The 15,619-nt window shown below is 61.0% G+C and carries 17 protein-coding genes; 4 read left to right on the top strand and 13 right to left on the bottom strand.

The window, feature by feature from the left end; translation table 11 throughout:
- The first annotated feature begins 210 nt into the window (after positions 1-210).
- Complete coding sequence (locus DTP52_RS17700) at positions 211-957, top strand: UTRA domain-containing protein (RefSeq protein WP_109754507.1); 747 nt, start codon at positions 211-213, stop codon at positions 955-957.
- 7 nt (positions 958-964) lie between these two features.
- Here DTP52_RS17700 and DTP52_RS17695 read toward each other — a convergent pair whose 3' ends face one another.
- The 7 genes from DTP52_RS17695 to minC all read right to left on the bottom strand — a co-directional run bounded on the left by DTP52_RS17695 (position 965) and on the right by minC (position 6,740).
- Complete coding sequence (locus tag DTP52_RS17695) at positions 965-1,147, bottom strand: hypothetical protein (protein ID WP_057452462.1); 183 nt, start codon at positions 1,145-1,147, stop codon at positions 965-967.
- A 257-nt stretch (positions 1,148-1,404) separates the two neighbouring features.
- Positions 1,405-2,694, bottom strand: a complete 1,290-nt coding sequence (locus DTP52_RS17690; RefSeq protein WP_109754506.1) for a M18 family aminopeptidase — start codon at positions 2,692-2,694, stop codon at positions 1,405-1,407.
- Between the two features lie 100 nt (positions 2,695-2,794).
- Positions 2,795-3,898, bottom strand: a complete 1,104-nt coding sequence (locus tag DTP52_RS17685; RefSeq protein ID WP_109754505.1) for a hypothetical protein — start codon at positions 3,896-3,898, stop codon at positions 2,795-2,797.
- Positions 3,899-3,916: 18 nt separating this feature from the next.
- Positions 3,917-4,552, bottom strand: a complete 636-nt coding sequence (locus tag DTP52_RS17680; RefSeq protein ID WP_109754504.1) for an RluA family pseudouridine synthase — start codon at positions 4,550-4,552, stop codon at positions 3,917-3,919.
- 183 nt (positions 4,553-4,735) lie between these two features.
- Positions 4,736-4,990 carry a cell division topological specificity factor MinE gene (gene minE / locus DTP52_RS17670; protein WP_003179111.1) on the bottom strand — a complete coding sequence of 85 codons (255 nt, stop codon included), beginning with the start codon at positions 4,988-4,990 and terminating at the stop codon, positions 4,736-4,738.
- Positions 4,990-5,802 (bottom strand): septum site-determining protein MinD, encoded by an 813-nt coding sequence (gene minD, locus DTP52_RS17665; RefSeq protein ID WP_003179114.1) that lies wholly within the window; start codon positions 5,800-5,802, stop codon positions 4,990-4,992. Before minD ends, minE begins: the two co-directional genes overlap by 1 nt.
- A gap of 200 nt (positions 5,803-6,002) precedes the next feature.
- Positions 6,003-6,740 (bottom strand): septum site-determining protein MinC, encoded by a 738-nt coding sequence (gene minC / locus DTP52_RS17660; RefSeq protein WP_109754502.1) that lies wholly within the window; start codon positions 6,738-6,740, stop codon positions 6,003-6,005.
- A 118-nt stretch (positions 6,741-6,858) separates the two neighbouring features.
- On the opposite strand from minC, the gene DTP52_RS17655 reads away from it, so the two are divergent.
- A complete protein-coding gene (locus DTP52_RS17655; protein ID WP_109754501.1) occupies positions 6,859-7,791 on the top strand; it encodes a lipid A biosynthesis lauroyl acyltransferase in 933 nt (310 codons plus the stop codon).
- Between the two features lie 49 nt (positions 7,792-7,840).
- Entirely contained in the window at positions 7,841-8,995 is a 1,155-nt protein-coding gene (locus tag DTP52_RS17650; protein WP_109754500.1) for a patatin-like phospholipase family protein, read from the top strand.
- A gap of 221 nt (positions 8,996-9,216) precedes the next feature.
- On the opposite strand, the gene DTP52_RS17640 is transcribed toward DTP52_RS17650, so the two are convergent.
- The 6 genes from DTP52_RS17640 to puuE all read right to left on the bottom strand — a co-directional run bounded on the left by DTP52_RS17640 (position 9,217) and on the right by puuE (position 14,850).
- On the bottom strand, positions 9,217-10,002 hold the full coding sequence (locus tag DTP52_RS17640; RefSeq protein WP_109754499.1) for an outer membrane protein OmpK: 786 nt from the start codon (positions 10,000-10,002) through the stop codon (positions 9,217-9,219).
- 356 nt (positions 10,003-10,358) lie between these two features.
- On the bottom strand, positions 10,359-11,660 hold the full coding sequence (locus tag DTP52_RS17635) for a urate hydroxylase PuuD (RefSeq protein WP_109754498.1): 1,302 nt from the start codon (positions 11,658-11,660) through the stop codon (positions 10,359-10,361).
- Positions 11,661-11,711: 51 nt separating this feature from the next.
- Positions 11,712-12,215 carry an ureidoglycolate lyase gene (locus DTP52_RS17630; protein WP_109754497.1) on the bottom strand — a complete coding sequence of 168 codons (504 nt, stop codon included), beginning with the start codon at positions 12,213-12,215 and terminating at the stop codon, positions 11,712-11,714.
- A 120-nt stretch (positions 12,216-12,335) separates the two neighbouring features.
- On the bottom strand, positions 12,336-13,331 hold the full coding sequence (gene alc / locus DTP52_RS17625; RefSeq protein WP_003204527.1) for an allantoicase: 996 nt from the start codon (positions 13,329-13,331) through the stop codon (positions 12,336-12,338).
- 65 nt (positions 13,332-13,396) lie between these two features.
- Positions 13,397-13,912 carry a 2-oxo-4-hydroxy-4-carboxy-5-ureidoimidazoline decarboxylase gene (uraD, locus tag DTP52_RS17620; protein WP_109754496.1) on the bottom strand — a complete coding sequence of 172 codons (516 nt, stop codon included), beginning with the start codon at positions 13,910-13,912 and terminating at the stop codon, positions 13,397-13,399.
- Complete coding sequence (gene puuE / locus DTP52_RS17615; RefSeq protein ID WP_109754495.1) at positions 13,909-14,850, bottom strand: allantoinase PuuE; 942 nt, start codon at positions 14,848-14,850, stop codon at positions 13,909-13,911. The genes uraD and puuE overlap by 4 nt, the downstream gene beginning before the upstream one ends.
- A 414-nt stretch (positions 14,851-15,264) precedes the next feature.
- On the opposite strand from puuE, the gene uraH reads away from it, so the two are divergent.
- The gene (gene uraH / locus DTP52_RS17605) at positions 15,265-15,618 is read left to right on the top strand and encodes a hydroxyisourate hydrolase (protein ID WP_109754493.1); all 354 of its coding nucleotides are present in this window, start codon (positions 15,265-15,267) and stop codon (positions 15,616-15,618) included.
- Position 15,619: the final 1 nt, after the last annotated feature.

The raw sequence follows: 15,619 nt of genomic DNA, 5'->3' as shown, positions 1-15,619 counted from the left end.
GGTTGGCTGCGAATTAAGCGTAGACCATGGATAAACAGCTGATCTGCAAGGACTTGGCCGTTAATTTGCACGCTTGCAGGACGACCGTTCGGCGGCTCTGTCATCTGTCAGTCATATGCAGTGCCTAGGCTTGCTGGACCAAGAAGCGGATCGATGGACAAGCGATCTCGCCCCGAAACAGTGCTGGTCTAGTCCAGATAGGTAACGTTGATGCGCATCGATGCAACCAAAGCGGTGACAGCCATCGGACAGGTCCTGCAGGAGCAGCTCGACCACGGGTTGCTGGCGCCCGGCAGCAAGTTGCCGGCCGAGCGCAAGCTCAGTGAGTTGTTCGGGACCACACGGATTACCGTGCGCGAGGCGTTGTTGCAGCTCGAAGCCCAGGGACAGATTTATCGGGAGGAGCGCCGCGGCTGGTTCGTCTCACCACCCCGCCTGGCCTACAACCTGATGCAGCGCAGCCATTTCCACGCCATGGTCGCGGCCCAGGGGCGTGTGCCTTCTACCCAAGTGATTTCTGCGCGTCTGCAACCGGCCTCGGCGGCGGTGTGTGCCTGGTTGCAGTTGCCGGCGCTGTCCAGTGTGATCCAGATCTGCCGCGTGCGGCGTATCGACGAGCGGCTGGTGCTGTACGTCGAGCACTACCTCAACCCGCAGTACTTTCCGGACATCCTCGGGTTCGATCTCAACCAGTCCATCACCGAGCTGTATGCCCGTCATTACGACCTGCATTACGGCCGGGTGAAGTTTGAAATCGTGCCCACCTCTCTACAGCCGGAAGCGGCTGCGGCGTTGAAGGTTTCGGTGGGCAGCCCCGGGCTTCGGATTGCACGGGTCAACTATGACCAGCACCAGCGGCTGATCGATTGTGACCTGGAGTTCTGGCGACACGATGCGATCCATGTCGGTGTGGATGTGCCGGAGCAATCTGTGCCGGAGCAATCGCCGGGCGCCTGAGGCAGGCTCAGAGTGACTCGTTGAGCTTGCTCAGGATCTTGATCACCACCGTGGCGAGGATCAGCAACATGCCGATCCACATGGCAAAGACCCCGACGCCCTTGTCACGGAAGTTGAAGCCAATGGCCAGCAGGATCATGCCGGCAATGATGGGCACCAGCATGGCGTTGAACGAAGACATCGAGATCATGGCGACAGCCTTGTCGGGGAGGATAAGGTCAGTCTAGTTGGGGTTTGGCCGGGGTGTGATGATGTATGTCACGACCTCCCACGATCCAGAGGCAAGCACTGTTGTGGCGAGGGGATTTATCCCCGCTGGGCTGCGAAGCAGCCCCAGAATCCATCAAGCACCGTGATTATCCGGTAGGAAGCAGGGGGTTGCTGCGCAACCCAGCGGGGATAAATCCCCTCGCCACAAGTGTCCCGCATACCTTTGGTGCAAGCAGGTTACGGCAGCTCGCGAGACGCGTAGAACGCGCTCAGCACCTTCACCAGGTGCGCCAGGTCATGGCTGCCGCACAGTTCGCGGATCGAATGCATGGCGAAGGTCGGCAGGCCGATGTCCACGGTGCGCACGCCCAGCTGGCTGGCGGTGATCGGGCCGATGGTCGAGCCGCAGCCCATGTCGCTGCGCACCACGAAGCTCTGCACCGGCACTTCCTCGGCCATGCACAGGTGGCGGAAGAACCCGGCGGTTTCGCTGTTGGTGGCGTAGCGTTGGTTGCTGTTGACCTTGATCACCGGCCCGGCGTTGAGTTTGGGGCCGTGGTTGGCGTCGTGCTTGTCGGCATAGTTGGGGTGCACGCCGTGGGCGTTGTCCGCCGAAACCAGCAGGGATTTCTGAATGGCCCGTACGAACTCTTCACCTTCCGGCAGCAGGCGACGCAAGGTCTGCTCCAGCATCGGGCCATCGGCGCCACAGGCCGAGCACGAGCCGACCTCCTCGTGATCGTTGCACACCAGTACGCAGGTTTCTTCGGTTTCGGCGTTCAGCAAGGCTTGCAGGCCGGCGTAGCACGACAGCAGGTTGTCCAGGCGCGCACCGGCAATGAAATCGCCGTGCAGGCCAATGACCGCAGCGCTTTGCGTGTCGTAGAAGCTCAACTCGTAATCGAGTACCACATCGGCGTTCAGGCCGTGCTCGCGGGCCAGTTGGTCGGTGAGCACGGCACGGAAATCAACGCGCTCGTCCCCGGCGAATTGGGCGAGGATCGGTGGCAACTCATTCTGCGGGTTGATCGCCCAGCCCTGGTTGGCTTCGCGATTGAGGTGGATGGCCAGGTTCGGAATCGTGGCGATCGGTGCCTTGAAATCGATCAACTGGCTTTCGACCTTGCCGTCGCGGCGGAAGGTCACGCGCCCGGCCAGGGACAGGTCGCGGTCGAACCATGGCGCCAGCAGTGCACCGCCGTAGACCTCCACGCCCAGTTGCCAGAACCCGTGGCGTTGCAGTTCCGGCTGGGGCTTGACCCGCAGGCAGGGGCTGTCGGTGTGAGCGCCGACCAGACGGATACCGTCGTGCAGCGGTGAATGGCGGCCCAGCTTGAAGGCGATGATAGAGGAGTCGTTGCGGGTGACGTAATAACGACCGTTGGCTTCGGTGGCCCAGGTCTCGCGCTCGTCAAGACGCTGATAACCCGCCGCTTCCAGGCGCTGGGCAAGGGTGGCAGTGGCATGGAACGGGGTGGGGGAGGCCTTGAGGAAGTCGATCAGGCCCTGGTTCAACTCTGCGCGCATAAGTAACTCCAGACAGCAATGGGCGGCAGTTTACCCCATCGCCAGCCTGCATTGCAGACCCAATCCCCCGTCGCGGATCGTTCTACGACCTCGGTATCGATCAGCCCGAGGCCATGATCCGCTTGCGCAAATGCGCCATGATCAGGGACTTGTCCTGCGCCTTGGACGGTTCTGGCAGGTGCTGCGGCCAGTGTTCCAGTTGGCCGAACAGTTGTTGCCGGCTCTGCGGGTCCAGGCGAAGAATCTCCCGCGAGGCCGAGTCCCACCAATGGTGTCGACACAGCTTGTAGTAAGGATGTTCCGGCGCCGCGCTGCCATACAGCAGGTCGCGACCGATCCTGTGCAAGGCGCCGCGCTGGTGGCGCAATTTCCATTTGATCTTCAGCCGCCGCCAGGCCGACGGAAAAGGCCGGGTACGCGGAACGTCATGGCAGCGCTCGAGCAACTGCGCGCTGAACGCCTCGCCGTGCTGGGCAAAGAAATGTGCCTGCATGGTGTGGAAGAAGCGTTTCTCGGCGAAGTAGTGATAGACGTGTTGGTTGGTTTCGTTAATGGTCTGGTTGCGCATGGCGAACGAAATCGCGATCTGTTCGATAGTGTGGATGTCGAAGCCGCCTTCGGTCCATTCATCGATCAGCCCGATGGCCTCGGCCAGCAACGAAGCATCGCGATCAGTCACCCCGCACAGCCCGCTGTTATAGAGCTTGAAACTGTTTTCCCGAGTCACGCCGTGGGCGCCCAGGCAAGCCCCCAGCCTGCGGTAATCCTCGCGCTCACACACGTAGTCCCAGTTGTATTCGAAGCTGTCCATCAGGTACTGCCCTGGCTGGATTTGCTTGAACAGCAGTTCGGGATCGGCGAGGAACAGCGTGTCGGTGTCGACGAACAGGGTTTTTTCCGCCAGCGTCAGGCCGGCCGCGATGGCGCAGGCCTTGCGCCGGTGAATGTAACCATTATTGCCTTGCCACTCGGTCAGCAATTGCGGGCGCAGCGCGAGGGTCTCGACCGGCCAGCCCTGATAATCCTCAGGCCGGTCGGTCAGGATCCTGATGCTGGGCAGGGTCGACGGATTGCCGCGGGCCAGGGCGGTCAGGATGCTGAATTTAGCCTCGTGGCGATAAGCGTCCTTGTCGCCGTAGATCAGGTACAGCAGTTGGTGACGAACTTTTTTGACGGGTGTTTCCTGAAAATCAATAACCTGCATGCCAAGCCTTTATCGGAATTAGAACGGTGCCGGGCACTCGAAGCGCAGGCGCTCGCCGCTTTGCGGATGGGTGAAGCTCAGCATGCTGGCGTGCAGGCACAGGCGTGGCCAGGCGGCGAGGGCCTGCGGGTGGGCGTAGAGCCCGTCACCCAGCAGCGGGTGACCGATGGACAGCATGTGCACGCGCAATTGGTGCGAGCGTCCGGTAATCGGCGTGAGTTCGACCCGGCACCAGTCGCCGCAACGTTCCAGCACGCGCCAGAAGGTCAGGGCGTGTTTGCCGTGCTCATGGTCCACCACATGCCGCGGTTTGGTCGGCGGGTCGTAGCGCAAGGGCAGGTCGATGGTGCCGCTGTCCAGTTCCGGTTGGCCCCAGCACAACGCCGTGTAGGCCTTTTCGGTTTCGCGATCATGAAACTGACGGGACAGTTCGCGATGAGTATCCGGGTCACGAGCCAACAGGATGATGCCGGAGGTTTCCCAGTCCAGTCGGTGCACTATTCGCGCTTCCGGATAGCCGTTTTCCTGCAGGCGGGTGATCAGGCAGTCTTTGTTGTCGTCGGCCCGGCCGGGCACGGAGAGGAGCAGGGTCGGCTTGTCGACCACCAGGACAGCGGCGTCCTGATGGATGATGCGGATGTTGGACAGGGGCATTGAAAACAGTCTCGTTACAAACGCCAACGGCGGCTCGGGCCCTGCCCTTGTGAGAGCGGGCTTGCTCGCGAAAGCGGTGTCTCAGACACATTGATATTGAATGTGCCACCGTCTTCGCGAGCAAGCCCGCTCCCACAAAAAGGGCTGTGGGGACCCGAGCCGCCGTGGCTCCAGCCGGAGCGATCAGCGATCCGGCAGGGTGATGTTGAGTTCCAGGATCGAGCAGCTGCCCTGGCTTTCCAGTGCCACATGCACGTCATCGCTGCCGATGTTGACGTACTTGCGGATCACTTCCACCAGTTCCTTCTGCAAGGCCGGCAGGTAGTCAGGGGTACTGCGTTGGCCGCGTTCGTGCGCCACGATGATCTGTAGACGCTCTTTCGCGACCGAGGCGGTACTGGGCTTTTTGTTGGCACGAAAGAAGTCAAAAAGGTTCATTACCTACCTCCAAACAGGCGCTCGAAGAAACCTTTCTTCGTTACATCGAGGAAACGATGCTCCACGGTCTTGCCCAGCAGGCGATCGACGGCATCGCTGTACGCCTGGCCGGCATCGCTCTGGTCGTCGAGAATCACCGGCACGCCGGAGTTGGAAGCCTTGAGTACCGCTTGGGATTCCGGAATGACACCCAGCAGGGTAACGGCGAGGATTTCCTTGACGTCTTCGACGCCGAGCATTTCGCCATCGCTGACCCGTTGCGGGTTGTAGCGGGTCAACAGCAAGTGTTCCTTGATCGGCTCTTCGCCCTTCTCGGCGCGCCGGGATTTGCTCGCCAGCAGGCCCAGCATGCGGTCGGAGTCACGGACCGACGAGACTTCCGGGTTGGTCACGACAATCGCTTCGTCGGCGAAGTACATGGCCAGGTGGGCACCTTTCTCGATACCGGCCGGGGAGTCGCAGACCACGAACTCGAAGTCTTCCTTGAGCTGCATCAGCACCTTTTCCACGCCTTCCTGGGTCAGCGCGTCTTTGTCGCGGGTCTGACTGGCGGCCAGCACGTAGAGGTTCTCAAGGCGCTTGTCCTTGATCAGGGCTTGTTGCAGGTTCGCTTCACCGTTGACCACGTTGACGAAGTCATAGACCACGCGACGCTCGCAACCCATGATCAGGTCGAGGTTACGCAAGCCGACGTCGAAGTCGACGATGACTGTCTTGTGGCCGCGCAGAGCGAGGCCGGTACCGATAGCGGCGCTGGTGGTGGTCTTACCCACACCACCCTTGCCGGATGTAACCACGAGAATCTTGGCCAAGGTGTTTCACCCCTAAGGAAAAAGGACTTTGTCAGCCCCTGAAAAACATCTCTGGAAAACCGCTGCAATTGGACAGGCTTGGCTGGAATCGGATGCTGGGCGGGGTCTACCTCCGGTAAACACTGCCTGATCCTTTTTCCTACGTCGTTTAAGCCGTTTTCGCTCGTTTTAGAGATGCTTGGAAAATGCGGCAGTATCCGTTAAAGCCGAATGATGTTCAACACGTCGCCCGACAGGCTGATCTGCACGCCGGCTCCCCACAACGGGTCGCGACGCAAATCCTCGGAAACCTTGTACTGCCCGGCGATGGAAACCAGCTCAGCGCTCAATTGCTGACAGAAAATCCTGGCTTTGGTATCACCCTTGACGCCGGCCAGCGCACGACCGCGCATCGGGCCGTATACATGGATGTTGCCATCGGCCAGAAGTTCCGCCCCCGGGCTGACCGAGGACACTACGACCAGATCGCCACCCTGGGCATAAATCTGCTGCCCGCCGCGCACTGGCGAGGTGATGACACGCGTTGGCTTGATGGTGGGCTCGGGTGGTTTTTCCGGGGTTTTCTTCGCTTCGACCGGGTTCAGTTCCAGGACACGCTCCCTGGCGCCGGACGGCGGCAGCACCGGAATGTCCACGGCGATGGCGGCGGCAATGTCTTCGATGCGACTGGCGCGGATCGCCAGGGTACGCAGGCCGTGCTGGCGGCAAACGCGCATCAGGCCCGGCAGGTCCACCGAGCCTTCGCCAGCCGGCAACTTGTCCAGGGCCAGTACCAGCGGGGCGTTGCTGAAGAAATTCGGGGCCTGGGCGACTTTCGCCGCCAGTTGCCGGTCAAGGCTTTCCAGGTCGTTGCGGGCCAGCTCCAGCACCGTAATGGCGAGCATGCTGCCCTTCAGCTGGAACACGGGATCTTGGTCTAGCGGTTCGGTTTGGCTCATGGTCGGCGTACAACGGCTTGTCACTAAAAGTGCCGAGACTTATAACGAGATCGTCCGCCAGCCGCAACCCGGGTCGAACAATGTAGAATGCGCGGCCCATGTCCTAATGGAAGCTGTAATGGATCGCCCGCGTTTTCGAGCTGCTTTTTTTCATCCACGTTTCTGGCTGCTGTGGTGCGGCCTGGGGCTATTGTGGTTGATCGTTCAGTTGCCTTATCCGTTGCTGCTGCGCATCGGTCGTGCGCTGGGCGCACTGATGTACCGGGTGGCCGGCGACCGACGGCGCATCGCCCGTCGCAACCTGGAACTGTGTTTCCCGCAAAAGTCCGCCGCCGAGCGCAAGCGTCTGCTCAAGGAAAACTTTGCCTCCACCGGCATCGCCTTTTTCGAAATGGCCATGAGCTGGTGGTGGTCGCGTTCGCGCCTGGCGAAACTGGCCCATGTCGAGGGGTTGGAGCATCTCAAGCAGGCCCAGCGCGAGGGCTCGGGCGTGATCCTGATGGCGCTGCATTTCACCACGCTGGAAATCGGCGCGGCCTTGCTCGGCCAGCAGCACACCATCGATGGCATGTACCGCGAGCACAAGAACCCACTGTTCGACTACATTCAGCGCCGGGGCCGCGAGCGGCATAACCTCGATTCCCTGGCGGTGGAGCGTGACGACGTGCGCGGTATGCTCAAGCTGCTGCGGGCCGGCCGGGCGATCTGGTATGCGCCGGACCAGGATTACGGCGCCAAGCAAAGCGTGTTCGTGCCGCTGTTCGGCATCCAGGCCGCAACGGTCACCGCCACCAGCAAGTTCGCCCGCCTGGGCAAGGCGCTGGTGGTGCCCTTCGTTCAGGAGCGCCTGGCCGATGGCAGCGGTTATCGTCTGGTGATCCAGGCACCGCTGGACAATTTCCCGGGCGAGACCGAGGAAGCCGATTGCATCCGCATCAATCAATGGGTGGAGCGCTCGGTGAGTGATTGCCCCGAGCAATACCTCTGGGCCCACCGGCGCTTCAAGAGCCGTCCGCCGGGTGAGCCGAAGCTGTACGACAAGCGCGGTTGACCCGGTAGTCCGCCATTTTTTTGCAGCACCTTGAGCACGGAGCATTGCGATGACCCCAGCTGAACCGGTTACAGGTTTGATTCTTTCCGGCGGCGGGGCTCGGGCGGCATATCAAGTGGGCGTGTTGGCGGCGATTGCCGAGTTGTTGCCAGACGGTGCGGACAACCCATTCCCGGTGATCGTCGGTACCTCGGCCGGGGCGATCAACGCAGTCAGCCTGGCGAGCGGGGCGATGGACTTCAAGAGCGCCATCGAGCGACTGACGGCGTTCTGGCAAGCGGTGCGCAGCCATCAGGTGATGCGCAGCGACTGGCGCGGCGTGCTGGCCCAGTCAATGCGTTTCATCACCCACAGCCTGCTGGGCCTGGGGGCCAAGTTGCCGGTGGCGCTGATCGACAGTTCGCCGCTGCGCGAACTGCTCCAGGCTCAATTCCACGCTTCAGGCATCGAGCAGGCCATCGTCGAACGGCAACTGCGGGCGGTAGCGGTGACGGCGTTCGGTTATGAGTCCGGCCAGGCCGTCACGTTCTACCAGGGGCGCGGGACCATCGATGCCTGGCTACGCCACCGGCGTATCGGTGTGCCGACGCAGTTGTCGGTGGAGCACCTGCTGGCCAGCTCGGCGATCCCTTTGTTGTTCGCGCCGGTCAGGATCGGCCCGCAATACTTCGGTGATGGCGCGGTGCGGCAATCGGCGCCCATCAGCCCGGCCTTGCACCTGGGGGCCAATCGCGTGCTGGTGATCGGTGTCAGTGGCAACCCCCGTGGTGCCGGCGGGCAGGATCCCACAGAGCGCAGCTACACCGGCCTGCAACCGACCCTGGCGCAGATCGGTGGCCATATGCTCAACAGCACGTTCATTGATAGCCTGGAAAGCGACATCGAGTTGCTCGAGCGCCTGAACGGGTTCAGTCACCTGCTGCCCGATGATGTGCCGGCCCATGCCCTCGGCGCGGCACCGGTGGAGGTGCTGGTGATTTCACCCAGCCAGCCGATCGATGAAATCGCTGCTCGCCATCGTCAGGAGCTGCCCCGCGCGTTGCGGGTATTCTTGCGCGGGCCGGGCGCGACCAAGACCAGCGGCGCGGGAGTGCTGAGTTATCTGTTGTTCGAGGCGGGGTATTGCAGCGAGCTGATCGAGCTGGGGCGTCAGGATGCGTTGGCGCAGCGTGAGGAACTGAGTCGGTTCTTGGGGTTGTCCTGAAGCGATGCAAGCAGGTCCGCCGCTATCGCGAGCAGGCTCGCTCCCACAGGGGGCTTGCGGTGGACGCTGAACTGAGCCCAACACACAAACCAGTGTGGGAGCGGGCTTGCTCGCGAAGGCGACTGAACATTCAACATCGATGTTGGCTGACAGTCCGCTTTCGCGAGCAAGCCCGCTTCCACAAAAGCTGTGCGGACGCTTTTAAATCCCAATGAAACAGATCAGAAGTGATACTTCAGCAAGAAGCTGGTATTGCTCTGGTTGGTCTTGAAGCCATCGCTGTCTTCGATCCCGTACTTGTTCTTCCAATAGTCATACTCCACGCCCACATACAACTGCTTGGCGCCGAGCTTCAACGCCTTGCCCAGGTCATACTTGATCTGCGGGTTGATGTGCAGGTTGGCGTGGTAGGTGCCTTTGGAGTTGCTGTCGTTGTCCACCACCCAGTCGATGAAACCGTCGATCAGGATGTCCGATGAACCCACCGGTACGGTGTAGGCCCAGACCGGGGTGATCTGCCAGACGTTGTCGCCGGCGCGTGGGCCTTCGGTCTGGCGGTTGTAGAAGTTCAGCTGGAAGTAGTCGAAGCCGGGGATCGCCAGGTCGAAGCCCGGGCCGATCAGGTAGGACTCGTTGTCGCCTTCGCCGAACTCATAAGTCATGGCCAGCAGCACATCCTTGATCGGGCCCAGTTCCAGCTTCTGGTCGAAGATCTTGCCGAACGACAGGCGCGGGCTGAACTCACCGTAGTAGGTGTTCGGACCGGACTGGCTGTCGTCCTGGCCGTTGTAGAAGATCCGATCGAGGAAGAAGAAATTGTCCCCGTACTTCCAGGCGTCGGCGTGTTCGAAGGTCACGGTCTGCTGGATGCGCGGGTTGACCTGGAAATCCTTGCCGTACAGGTAGGTCAGGCTGTTGTTCTGCCACTGGAACAGGTCGTCGGCCATCGCTTGGCCCGCGACCAACAAGGATCCTGCGAGTATCAGGCTGGTACACGTGTGGTTCATTCGGTTGCTCCCAAAGGTAAGTGATACCGCTTTTTTTTCAGGTCAGCGCTCTGGTGTGGCGCTTTTTTCCACGGATAAAAACATCCGTTCGGTCAGCTTTTCGCTTGTGGCAGGTGCTGATAGCAAGAGCTGAGCCAAGGCCGTAAAAAGCTCGTCCAGCTATTTGGAAAAGTCGAAAAGGTGTTTTCCAGGGACGCCCGATATCCCCCGCGATGCCGGGATAAGTTGGCGTGTCGGTCAGGATCCGATGATTTTTCTACGGCACCCGGATGCGAACGGCCGCGCAGGATACGGGCTTGCCCTGATGGGCTCAAGTGCCCTGCAACGGCGCATTCGCGGCGAATTTGGGGCGCGGCTCAGTTGGTCCGCGCGCCTTGGTTGATCCACGCGCCGATCAGATCGCGTTCCTGCTGGGTCATCTGGGTGATGTTACCCAGCGGCATGATCTGGCTGGTCACGGCCTGGGCCTGGATGCGCGCGGCTTGCTGCTGGATCTGCTGCGGGGTATCGAACATCACCCCACCCGGCGCCGCACTGAACAACGGGCTGGTGGGCTTGGCCGAGTGGCAGACCGAACAGCGTTCCTGGATCACACTGTGGACCTTCTCGAACGAAGGGCCCTGGGCGTTGGCGGCCTGAGCGGGCGCCGATACCGGTGCGGCGGGTGCCGTCGCCGGTTTAGCGCCGCCACCCACTGCCGTTTCCGGTAGCGGTTGGTACTCGATCACGCCGGGGGCCTTGGCCACCTCCGGTGTGCTGGGCATGGGCTTGGGGCCGGTGACATACGCCAGGCAGATCATCGCCAGGGCACCGACCGGCAGCGTCCAGGCAAACCGGTTGCTGTCATGGCGGGTGTTGAAGTAATGGCGCACCAACACCGCCGCCACGGCGATCCCGGCCAGGATCAGCCAGTTGTACTGGCTGCCGTAGGTGCTCGGGAAGTGGTTGCTGATCATGATGAACAGCACCGGCAAGGTGAAGTAGTTGTTGTGGCGCGAACGCAACAAGCCCTTGGCCGGCAATGCAGGATCGGGCGTGCGGTTCTCGGCGATGGCGGCTACCAGTGCGCGCTGGGCCGGCATGATGATACGGAACACGTTGCCGACCATGATTGTGCCGATGACCGCACCCACGTGCAGGTAGGCACCGCGACCGCTGAACACTTTGCTGAACCCATAGGCCGCGGCGATCAACAGCACGAACAGGATCAGGCCGAGCAGGGCAGGGCGCTTGCCCAGGGCCGAGTCGCAGAGAAAGGAATAGACGAACCAGCCGACGAACAACGAGCCGATGCCCAGGGCAACGCCCTCGGGGCCGCTCAAGCCGCTGCCGGGGGCCAGCAGGTAGACGGTCGGGTTCCAGTAGAACACTACGCACAGCAGCGCGATGCCCGACATCCAGGTGAAGTAGGCTTCCCACTTGAACCAGTGCAGGTTGTCCGGCATGGACGGTGGTGCGAGTTTGTATTTTTCCAGGTGGTAGATACCGCCACCGTGGATGGCCCACAGGTCGCCGGCCAGGCCGCTCCTGGGGTTGACGCGATTGAGGTTGTTTTCCAGCCAGACGAAGTAGAACGACGCGCCGATCCAGGCCACGCCAGTGATCATATGAACCCAGCGCACGCTCAGGTTCAGCCATTCCAGCATATGTGCTTCCACAGTCTTTACCTCTCGCCCGTCACGCTTGTATTCGCGTGATCGGACCTTCTCTTATTGGTGGGGGGCGAGGATCAATAGCTCATCCTCTTTGAAGAAATGCTCATCGCAGTTATTGCCTGTGCCACTGCGATCAACCACCAGGAAGTCATCCCGCTTTTCGATCGTCAGCACCGGGTGGTGCCAGACGCCGCGATGGTAATTAATGCCCTGCCTGCCGTTGGTGACGAAGGCGCGGACCAAGCCTGATACAGGTGCATCGCCAAGTGGCGCGACCACGATCAGAAAGGGGGTGCCGAGCAGCGGAATGAAGGCCTGGCTGCCCAGCGGATGGCGCTCCAGCATGCGCACGGTCAGCGGCATGTCCAGCGCGTCGGCGCGGAAGATGCTGATGATCGCCTTGTCGTCCGGCGTGGCGGTTTCCACCGTCGCCAGGCGATGGAAACGCATGGTCGAACCGTTGTTGATCATGAAGTGATCGCTGCCGTCGGTTTCGATCACGTCACCGAACGGGGCGAAGGCTTCTTTGGTCAACGGTTCGATCTTGAGTGTGCGCATGCTGGTCTTCTTATCCAAAATTCTGAGTTGTTTGTTCGATTGCTATCGCGAGCAGGCTCGCTCCCACATTTGACCGCGTACTCCTGTGGGAGCGAGCCTGCTCGCGATTGGCCTCACTGCTTATTTTGAGACCTTGCCGAGCACCCGCAGGCGACTCACCCCGCCATCCGGAAACACATTCAAGCGGATGTGGGTGATCGGCCCCAGGGCTTTGATCTGTTCGGCGAAGGTGTGTTCGGCGTGCATCTCCAGTTTCTGGCTCGGCAGCAGTTCGCGCCAGAACAGCGACTGGGTTTCGATCTGGCTGTCGGTGCCGCCCTTGACGAACGCGCCCTGGATCGAGCAGCTGTCGGGGTAGTTGCCCTTGAAGTGCAGGGTGTCGACGATGACTTTCTCGACCTCGCCGGCATGACCCAGGGCGACGATCACCCAATCATTGCCCGGGGTGCGACGCCGGGCGGTTTCCCAGCCGTCGCCCATGTTCACGCCACGACCCGGGTTGAGGATGTTGCTCATGCGGCCGAAGTGCTCGTCGGAGCAGGCCAGGGCACGACCACCGTTAAGGGCCGCAGCCAGGTCGATCTGTTCATTGTCGCCCACGGCCGACCAGTCGCGGTACGGAATGCCGTAGACCCGCAGCCGGGCCACGCCGCCATCGGGGTAGATGTTGAAGCGCAGGTGACTGAAGGCCTGGTCGTTGCTGATCTCATGGTAGTGGTGGCTGTTGCCTTGCAGCTCTACCGCCGACAGCACTTCAGTCCACTGGGTGTTTTCGTCCGGCTCGCCCTCGGTCAGGAAGCAGGCTTCCAGGGAGGCCGACGGTGGGTAGTTGCCGGTGAAGAATGAGGTGTCGATGTCCACGCCTTTGATCGACCCCGCCACGCCCAGGCGGATCACCGCGCTGTCGTAGCCTTCGAAGCGCTTGCGGCGCGACTCCCAGCCGTCCATCCATTTGCCGTTGTCATCGAACACGCCCTCCTTCCATACGGCCGGGGTCGGTTGGAACAAACGGTTGGCGTCGGCGAACCAGTCATCGGTGACCGAAATGATCTTGGTGCCGAGGCGGGCGTCGGCCAGGTTGACGAACTTCTCGAAAGGTACGGCGTAAGCTTTCATTCTTCTTGTCTGCCTTTAATGAGTGGCTGGGGATGCTTGCAGGGCCTGGGTCTCAGGGCTGCTCGCTAAAGGGTCAGTAGTCGGAACAACGCGATCTTGTTGATCTCTGCCAGCGCGCATTTGAATTCGGTGTCTACCGAGTGATGGATGCGCGTTTCGAACGCCGCGAGGATCTGATGCCGGTTGCTGCCTTTTACCGCCATGATGAAGGGAAACTTGAACTTGGCCTTATAGGCCTCGTTCAGCTCGGTGAAGCGTTTAAACTCATCGCTCGAGCATTGGTGGATACCGGCGCCGGCCTGTTCGTTCGTGCTGGCTTCGGTCAGTTGGCCCTGGACGGCGGCTTTGCCGGCCAGGTCCGGGTGAGCGTTGATCAGCGCCAGTTGGCTGGCGTGATCGGCGCTCAACAGGATGTCGCTCATGCGCTGGTGCAGGGTTTCGATCTGGTCAATGGACGAGTCCTGGCCCAGGTCGAAGGCCTTTTCGGCCACCCATGGCGAATGTTCGTAGATATCGGCGAAGGCTTTGACGAACGCTTCGCGGCTCAAGGTGGACGGCTTGAGGGTCTGGAAGGCGGTCATTTCGAAGCTCCTGGGTTTGAAGCTCCCGGATACGGATGGGTCTTTTGCCAGTGTCGGGCGATGTCGACGCGACGACTGAACCAGACCTGCTCATGGCTCTTGGCGTATTCGAGGAAACGCTTGAGGGCGGCAAGGCGCGCAGGACGGCCGATCAGGCGGCAGTGCAGGCCGATGGAGAGCATCTTCGGCGCCTCGGTACCTTCGGCATACAGTACGTCGAAGGCATCCTTGAGGTATTGGAAGAAGTCGTCGCCCTTGTTGAAACCCTGCACCTGGGTGAAGCGCATGTCGTTGGTGTCCAGGGTGTAGGGAATCACCAGGTGCGGCTTGCCGTTGGGGGTGTTCGGTTCCCAGTAGGGCAGGTCGTCGTCGTAGGTGTCGCTGTCATAGAGAAAACCGCCTTCCTCCATCACCAGCCGACGGGTGTTGGGGCCGGTGCGGCCGGTGTACCAGCCCAGCGGACGTTCGCCGCTGATCTCGGTGAGGATGCGGATCGCTTCGAGCATGTGCTCGCGTTCCTGGGCCTCATCCATGTATTGATAGTCGATCCAGCGATAGCCGTGACTGCAGATTTCGTGACCGGCGGCGACCATGGCGCGAATCACGTCCGGATGGCGCTGGGCGGCCATGGCCACGGCGAAAATGGTCAGCGGAATGTCGAACTCCTTGAACAGCTTGAGGATCCGCCAGACCCCGGCGCGGCTGCCATACTCATACAGCGATTCCATGCTCATGTTGCGCTCGCCTTGCAACGGTTGCGCCGCGACCATCTCCGAAAGGAATGCTTCGGACTCCTTGTCGCCATGCAGGATGTTGCGCTCGCCGCCTTCTTCATAGTTGAGCACGAAGGACAGGGCGATGCGGGCATTGCCCGGCCACTGGGGATGGGGAGGGTTACTGCCGTAACCGATCAGGTCGCGTGGGTAGTCAGCGCTCACTGCAGTCTTCCTTCTTGTTCGAACCATGTGGGTGGCGCTCCTGGCGATGGGGCACAGGCTGGCGTCACGACGATGGGGTGATTGTATACAACTTTATGTGCGATTTGTAAGCCCGGTTTTTTGCATTTTTCACTGCTGTCCCTGGTTTGTCTACACTGCAAGAAACCTGCCCATTTGGTCAATTAATAGGGGTAAGAATAGCGTATTCGTTGGTTCGACTTGAGATTGGGCAGGAACCAGGGTCGGAACAGGCATAGGCAAAATATCGGTTTTTTATTGTGTACAATTTTCTTTTAAAGTGTCTTAATTCGTTCATCGCCGTGGCGTTTCGTGCTCCGAAACGGTGCGGCCTGTCTTTCAACTGATTCAGGAGGCGTCGTGTCGGACTGCACTGCAGCGAGGCGCGCACAATCAATGGGACGTTTGACTACTCACGTTTTGGATGCCGCACATGGCTGCCCGGGCAGCTCGATCAAGGTCGAGTTGTACCGTGTGGAAGGTTCGCAACTGCAACTGGTCGCCAGCGCGCTGACCAACAGCGACGGCCGTTGCGACGCGCCGCTGTTGCAAGGGGATGACTACCGTTCGGGAGTCTATCAATTGCAATTCCACGCCGGCGATTACTACCGCGCCCGTGGCGTGCAACTGCCCGATCCGGCGTTCCTGGACGTGGTGGTGCTGCGCTTCGGCATTTCAGCCGAGCAGGAGCACTACCATGTGCCCTTGTTGATTTCGCCTTACGCCTATTCCACCTATCGAGGCAGTTGAC

The organism is Pseudomonas sp. 43mfcvi1.1 (genome assembly GCF_900115935.1).
Lineage (GTDB): Bacteria > Pseudomonadota > Gammaproteobacteria > Pseudomonadales > Pseudomonadaceae > Aquipseudomonas > Aquipseudomonas bijieensis.
This window is presented reverse-complemented; position numbering and strand designations above follow the sequence as displayed.

Coding starts and splice junctions, on each gene's coding strand:
- DTP52_RS17700 (WP_109754507.1), top strand. CDS start 211: ATGCGCATCGATGCAACCAAAGCGGTGACAGCCATCGGACAGGTCCTG.
- DTP52_RS17695 (WP_057452462.1), bottom strand. CDS start 1,147: ATGATCTCGATGTCTTCGTTCAACGCCATGCTGGTGCCCATCATTGCC.
- DTP52_RS17690 (WP_109754506.1), bottom strand. CDS start 2,694: ATGCGCGCAGAGTTGAACCAGGGCCTGATCGACTTCCTCAAGGCCTCC.
- DTP52_RS17685 (WP_109754505.1), bottom strand. CDS start 3,898: ATGCAGGTTATTGATTTTCAGGAAACACCCGTCAAAAAAGTTCGTCAC.
- DTP52_RS17680 (WP_109754504.1), bottom strand. CDS start 4,552: ATGCCCCTGTCCAACATCCGCATCATCCATCAGGACGCCGCTGTCCTG.
- minE (WP_003179111.1), bottom strand. CDS start 4,990: ATGAACCTTTTTGACTTCTTTCGTGCCAACAAAAAGCCCAGTACCGCC.
- minC (WP_109754502.1), bottom strand. CDS start 6,740: ATGAGCCAAACCGAACCGCTAGACCAAGATCCCGTGTTCCAGCTGAAG.
- DTP52_RS17655 (WP_109754501.1), top strand. CDS start 6,859: ATGGATCGCCCGCGTTTTCGAGCTGCTTTTTTTCATCCACGTTTCTGG.
- DTP52_RS17650 (WP_109754500.1), top strand. CDS start 7,841: ATGACCCCAGCTGAACCGGTTACAGGTTTGATTCTTTCCGGCGGCGGG.
- DTP52_RS17640 (WP_109754499.1), bottom strand. CDS start 10,002: ATGAACCACACGTGTACCAGCCTGATACTCGCAGGATCCTTGTTGGTC.
- DTP52_RS17630 (WP_109754497.1), bottom strand. CDS start 12,215: ATGCGCACACTCAAGATCGAACCGTTGACCAAAGAAGCCTTCGCCCCG.
- alc (WP_003204527.1), bottom strand. CDS start 13,331: ATGAAAGCTTACGCCGTACCTTTCGAGAAGTTCGTCAACCTGGCCGAC.
- uraD (WP_109754496.1), bottom strand. CDS start 13,912: ATGACCGCCTTCCAGACCCTCAAGCCGTCCACCTTGAGCCGCGAAGCG.
- uraH (WP_109754493.1), top strand. CDS start 15,265: ATGGGACGTTTGACTACTCACGTTTTGGATGCCGCACATGGCTGCCCG.